The organism is Pseudomonas sp. PS01299 (assembly GCF_029960145.1).
Classification (GTDB): Bacteria; Pseudomonadota; Gammaproteobacteria; order Pseudomonadales; family Pseudomonadaceae; genus Aquipseudomonas; species Aquipseudomonas putida_A.
Window position 1 is genome coordinate 1 of record NZ_JASCPO010000299.1, and the last position, 6,112, is coordinate 6,112.

The 6,112-nt window shown below is 62.0% G+C and carries 5 protein-coding genes; all 5 read right to left on the minus strand.

Annotated features, from left to right (window positions below):
• Positions 1-140 precede the first annotated feature (140 nt).
• Positions 141-761 carry a hypothetical protein gene (locus tag QMX91_RS28245; RefSeq protein WP_282413713.1) on the minus strand — a complete coding sequence of 207 codons (621 nt, stop codon included), beginning with the start codon at positions 759-761 and terminating at the stop codon, positions 141-143.
• Positions 762-804: 43 nt separating this feature from the next.
• On the minus strand, positions 805-1,743 hold the full coding sequence (locus QMX91_RS28250; protein ID WP_282413714.1) for a carbohydrate kinase: 939 nt from the start codon (positions 1,741-1,743) through the stop codon (positions 805-807).
• Positions 1,744-1,756: 13 nt separating this feature from the next.
• Positions 1,757-3,253 (minus strand): xylulokinase, encoded by a 1,497-nt coding sequence (gene xylB / locus QMX91_RS28255; RefSeq protein ID WP_282413715.1) that lies wholly within the window; start codon positions 3,251-3,253, stop codon positions 1,757-1,759.
• Positions 3,254-3,388: 135 nt separating this feature from the next.
• Positions 3,389-4,861, minus strand: a complete 1,473-nt coding sequence (locus QMX91_RS28260) for a mannitol dehydrogenase family protein (protein ID WP_282413716.1) — start codon at positions 4,859-4,861, stop codon at positions 3,389-3,391.
• A 17-nt stretch (positions 4,862-4,878) separates the two neighbouring features.
• Complete coding sequence (gene ugpC / locus QMX91_RS28265; RefSeq protein ID WP_282413717.1) at positions 4,879-5,982, minus strand: sn-glycerol-3-phosphate ABC transporter ATP-binding protein UgpC; 1,104 nt, start codon at positions 5,980-5,982, stop codon at positions 4,879-4,881.
• Positions 5,983-6,112 lie beyond the last annotated feature (130 nt).

The following is a 6,112-nucleotide window of genomic DNA, read 5'->3' on the forward strand; positions in this document are numbered from 1 at the left end:
TGAGGGCGGCAGTGTCTGGATGACCGCCTTCGCGAGCAAGCCCGCTCCCACAGGGGATCATGGGTGAACACAAGTTTTGTGCTCGGCACTGATCCCCTGTGGGAGCGTGCTTGCTCGCGAAGGCGTCCTCACAGGCTCCCCTACAACCAATGCCAGAACCGGCTCCAGAAGCCGCGATTCAGATCCTCTTTGCACCCGGCATACTGCCGCGCATACACGTCGGAGCGCGCCTGCACCTTGCGTGCAGTCGGCATCAGCCAGGCCTTGCTGGCGTAGGTTTTGTTGCGAAAACCGCCCCAGCCTTCGTGGTAGTTCAGGTACTGGTTATAGGCGTCGTACTTGTACACGCCGTTGATCGAAGTGGTCTTGTCCATGTACCAGCCGACGAAGTCGATGGCGTCGTCGAAGTCTTCGCGGTCGGCGCCGTGTCGGCCGGTGCTTTTCTGGTAGTCGGACCAGACTTCATCCTTGGCCTGGGCATAGCCGGAGGCTGTCGATACCCGGCCCCACGGAATCACCCACAACAGGTATTTGCGCGGTGTTTTGGCGTCGTAGCGGTAGCCGGACTCCTGATACATGATCGCGAAGGGCACCTGGATCGGCACGCCCCAGCGTTTCTGCGTGACTTGCGCCGCATCGTACCAGTCGCTTTTCTCGCGGAAGATCTCGCAGATGTCTTCCGGCGAACGCGGCGGCGAGGTGCCGCAGCCGCTGAGTAATCCCGCCAGTATCAAAAGTCCCGCCGTCCGCCCCGACATCAAACTGTCATCCCCATGCGCGCAAAAAGGCCGACAGTCTACGCGCTCAGCTCAACTGGTGACGATAGGGCAAATCCGGACCGGTCTTGTTGCACGTAAGGGCGGCCGCCTGTACGGCAAACCTGAGCATCGCCTCGATCTGTTCGCGGCTGAGTGCTTGAACCCCTTCGACCGAATCCAGTTCCTGCTCGGTCAACCAGGTAATCAGCGCCGCTTGAAAGGTATCGCCGGCGCCGACGGTATCGGCGATCTTCACCGAGCACGCCGGTACTGACCACGAACCGTGGGCGCGGCTGAATACGGTGGCGCCTTCGCCGCCACGGGTGAGGAACACTAACTGGCAGCGATGCTGCAGCCAGCCTTCGATCACGCGTTTTGGCTCCTGCTCGGGATACAACAGGCTCAGGTCTTCGTCGCTGACCTTGATCATGTCGGCCAGTTGCACCAGGGTCGCCACGCGCTCGCGCCACAGGTCAATGTTTGGCTCCGGGTTCAGGCGTACGTTGGGGTCGAGGGTGATCAGGCGCTTGCCGCTTTCGCGCTGCACCAGGGTCAGCAGGGTGTCGGCGATCGGTTGCACCACCAGCGAGAACGAGCCGATGTGCAGACCACGGACTTCAGCGTCCAGTTGCGGCAGATGGGCGAGGCTTAATTGGCGATCAGCACAGCCCTCGCCGCGAAAACTGTAATGCGGCGAACCGTTGGCGCCGACCGCGACCATCGCCAGCGTGGTTGGCGCGGCGAAGTCGACCAGGTAGTCCGCACGCACACCTTCATCCTGCAGCACTTGCTGCAAACGCCGGCCGAGATAGTCGGTAGACAGCCCGGCAAACAGCGCCGAATCCACGCCCAGACGGCGTAAGCCGACCGCGACGTTGAACGGCGAGCCGCCGGCAATCGCCTTGAAATTGACTTTCGAGGCCAGACCGCTGGCATCGTCTTCGCTGAAGAAATCGAACAGGGCTTCGCCACACACCAAATACATAATTGTTTGCTCTTTATAGGGTTGCGACATGCTGTTGATAGCGTTCATAGGCCTGCTGGAACGCCGCGACATGGGCGGCGACCGGCAGGGTTTCACTGTGCAGATCGAGCTTCACGCAGCGCTGGCACAGATCGGCCAAAGTGTCTTCGTGGCCGTTCGACCATGACTTGCACCACGCCGCCTGAATCGCCGCGCCAAGTGCTGCGGCTTCGCTGTGTTCGGTGCAGATCACCGGGGTGTTCATGATGTCGGCGACGATCTGCCGCCACACTGCACTTTTCGAACCGCCGCCGATCAGGCAAATGCTGCGGCTTTGTAAACCATTGTGGCGCAACAGATCCAGTCCATAACGCAAACCGAAGGTGGTGCCTTCGACCACGGCGCGACACAGGTTGGCCTGGGTCAGGTTGCTCAGGGTCAGGCCGTGCAGACTGCCGGTGGCATGGGGCAGTGCGGGGACGCGCTCTCCGTTGAGAAATGGCAGCATGCTCACGCCTTCGGCGCCGATCGGTGCTTGGGCCACGAGGTCGTTGAATTGTTCGAGATCAAGGTCGAACAGTTCGCGGATCGCGCCGGTGGCGTTGGTCAGGTTCATGGTGCAGATCAGCGGCAGCCAGCCGCCACTGGACGAGCAGAACGTGGCAACCGAAGCATCCGCGCTGACCTGCGGCGCCTCGGCGTAGGCGTACACCGTGCCGGAGGAACCGAGGCTCATGGTGATCGCCCCCGGCTGAATGTTGCCGGTGCCGATGGCGCCCATCATGTTGTCGCCACCGCCGCTGGCGACCAGCGCATTCGGGTTGAGGCCGAGCTGTTCGGCAATCGCCGGCAGCAGGGTGCCGACCGCCTGATGTGCGTCGATCAGCTCCGGCAGCGCGGCTTGCAGGCGGCCCGTGGCGTCGATGTCGCGCAGCAGTTGCAAGTCCCACTGACGGCTGCGCACGTTGAAATAACCGGTGCCGGAGGCGTCGCCGTATTCGCTGCAGGCGCGGCCGGTGAGCCAGAAGTTGAGGTAGTCGTGGGGCAACAAGATGTGTGCGATACGCGAAAACACATCCGGGTGCTGCTCTTTGGTCCAAAGCAGTTTCGATACGGTGTAGCCCGGCGCGATGACCACCCCGAGGCGCTCCAGCGAGCCTTTTTCACCGCCGAGGTGTTGGAGCAGACGGTCGTTTTCATCGGTAGTTTCGGTGTCGCACCACAGTTTGGCCGGGCGCAGCACCTGGCCCTGATCGTCGAGCAGTACCAGACCGTGTTGCTGGCCGGAAACGCCGATGCCGAGAATCGCCTGACCGTCGATATTGGCGGCGAGCAAGGCGCGGCGGGTGGCGAGGGCGAAGGCGTCGAGCCACTGTTGGGTGTCCTGCTCGCGCCGGCCATTGGCGCCGCTGATCATCGTGTGCGTGGCCGCGCCTTCGCCGAGCACCTGACCGTTGCTGGCATCGAGGATGATCGCCTTGGTGCCCTGGGTGCCGCAGTCGATGCCGAGGAAGAGTTGTCGGGTGGTCACAGTGAGGTCCTCAGGGTTTCAGATCTGCCAAGGTGAGGCTGCCATTCGCGAGCAAGCCCGCTCCCACATTTTGAAACGCGTTCCCCTGTGGGAGCGGGCTTGCTCGCGAAGGCGTCGGTGGTTTCACCGCTGAATTCAGGCCAAAACCCGCTCCAACGTGCGCGTCACCCCCACCTCGCGCAAGCTGTTGCAGCACCACTCAAACGCCGCAACAAACTCCGCCGACCGTGGAATCGCCGTGCCGAAGATCTCCTCGACCGCCAGCAACCGCTGGGTAATCAGCGCATCATCCGCCACCAGTCCCTGACAGAATTCCGCCCGTGGATCGGGAATCGTATAAGTGTCGCCATTCTCATCCACGCCCTTCAAATACAACGCCCAGGCCGCCACCACCAACGCTGCGCGCTTGGTCTCCTGGCCATCGGTAATCAAGCGGTTGATCGTCGGAATGGTGAACTTGGGAAACTTCGACGAGCCGTCTGAACACACTCGTTCCAGCTGATCGGCAATCGCCTGATTAGAGAAGCGCGCGACCAGCGTATTTTTGTAGTCGGTCAGGTCGATGCCCGGTACCGGCGCCAGTTGTGGGGTGACATCGAGATCCATGTACGCACGCATGTAGCGCACGAACAGCGGGTCGTTCATGGTTTCGTGAACGAAGCGGTAGCCCTTCAGAAACCCCAGATAAGTCAGCGCCAAGTGACTGCCGTTGAGCAGTTTGATCTTCATTTCTTCGTAGGGCGATACGTCATCGGTGAACTGCACGCCGACCTGTTCCCAGGCCGGGCGCCCATTGACGAATTTGTCTTCCAGCACCCATTGCACAAACGGCTCGCAGACCACTGGCCAGGCATCGTCCACCGCGTGTTTGTCGGCCAGTTGCAGGCGATGCGCGGTGCTGGTCATCGGCGTGATGCGATCAACCATGGCGTTGGGAAAACTGACGTTCTGCTCGATCCAGTCGCGCAGCCCCGGGTCACGCAGGGTGGCGAAGGCGAGCAGGGCTTTGCGGGTCACCGCGCCGTTATGCGGCAGGTTATCGCAGGACATGATCGTGAACGCCGGTATGCCCGCGCCACGGCGTTTTTCCAGCGCCGCGCAGAGGAAACCGAACACGGTTTTCGGCGCCTGCGGATGTGCCAGATCGTGTTGAATCTGCGGCAGGTGCGCCATGAATTCGCCGTTGCTGTCGTCGATGCAGTAGCCGCCTTCGGTGATGGTCAGCGAGACGATACGGATCAGCGGATCGGCAAGTTTGTCGATCAGCGCCTGCGCGCCATCCTCGGCCAGGAGCATGTCGCGGATCGCACCGATCACCCGGACTTCGGTGTCATTGCTATCACCGAGTTCAAACAGGGTGAACAGGTAGTCCTGCTCCTTGAGATCGTCACGGGCGCGGCGGTCTTCCGCGCGCAGGCCGACGCCGCAAATCGCCCAGTCGAGGGCTTCGCCGGTGTTCATCAGCGCATCGGTGTAATACGCCTGATGGGCGCGGTGGAAGCCGCCGACGCCAATGTGTGCGATGCCCTGACGGGTGTCGCTGAGGCTGTAGGACGGCAGTTGCACCTCGGGGGCGAGGCGGTGCAGGTTTTGTTCATTCAGTTTCATCGGACAGGTCTCGAAATTCAGGCCGCGGCGCGAAGCGGGCGGGTCAGCGCCACGCCATCGGCGTCGAACAGGTGGCAATGGCTGGCGTCCAGGTGCAGGTTCAGTTGCTCGCCGTAGCGGCTCGCCAGGTCACCGCGCACGCGCATGGTCAGGGCTTCGCCGGCGTTGGTGGTGACGTGGCAGAAGGTGTCGCTGCCCAGGCGTTCGCTGACGTCGGCGGTGACTTGCAGGGTGCAGTCGCCCGGTTGTGCCAGCTCCAGATGTTCCGGGCGAATGCCCAGGGTCACGGTGCTGCCGACGCTCAGGTTGGCGGCATTGAACGGCAGGGTGATGCGCGTGCCGGCGTCCAGCGAGACTTCGCAGGTCTGGCCGTCGATGCGGGCGATCTTGCCTTTGAGGAAACCCATTTTCGGCGTGCCGAGGAACCCGGCGACGAACAGGTTGGCCGGGTTGTGATAGAGGTCCAGCGGCGAGCCGACCTGCTCGATTTTGCCGCCGTTGAGCACCACCACTTTGTCGGCCATGGTCATCGCTTCGACCTGATCGTGGGTCACGTAGATCATCGTGGCTTGCAGGTCCTTGTGCAGACGCAGCAGCTCCAGACGCATCTGCACGCGCAGCGCGGCGTCGAGGTTGGACAGCGGTTCGTCGAACAGAAAGATCTTCGGATTGCGCACGATCGCCCGGCCGATGGCGACCCGTTGCCGTTGGCCGCCGGACAGCTGTTTGGGCTTGCGCTCGAGCATCGGCCCGAGTTCGAGAATGCGCGCCGCTTCGCCGACCTTTTTCTCGACTTCGGCTTTCGGTACACCGGCCAGATCGAGGGCGAACGACATGTTTTTCTTCACGGTCATGTGCGGGTACAGCGCATAGGTCTGGAACACCATCGCCAGATCGCGCTTGGCCGGGCTGACTTCGGTGATGTCGCGGCCATCGAGTTCGATGGTGCCGCCGCTGACTTCTTCCAGGCCGGCGATCAGTCGGAGCAGGGTGGATTTGCCGCAACCGGACGGGCCGACGAAGACCACGAATTCCTTGTCATTCACCTCAAGGTCGATGCCCTTGATGATGGAAAAACCTTCGAAGCCTTTTTGCAGATTCTTGATTTTCAGGTTGGCCATGGTGATGGGCCTCCGCTTAAGTTAATTCAATGGCGCCGGGCATGCTTTTGGTGGGAGCGGGCTTGCTCGCGAAGGGGCCGTGTCAGTCACGATCATTGTTGGATGACCCACCGCTTTCGCGAGCAAGCCC

Coding starts and splice junctions, on each gene's coding strand:
- QMX91_RS28250 (WP_282413714.1), bottom strand. CDS start 1,743: ATGTATTTGGTGTGTGGCGAAGCCCTGTTCGATTTCTTCAGCGAAGAC.
- ugpC (WP_282413717.1), bottom strand. CDS start 5,982: ATGGCCAACCTGAAAATCAAGAATCTGCAAAAAGGCTTCGAAGGTTTT.
- QMX91_RS28260 (WP_282413716.1), bottom strand. CDS start 4,861: ATGAAACTGAATGAACAAAACCTGCACCGCCTCGCCCCCGAGGTGCAA.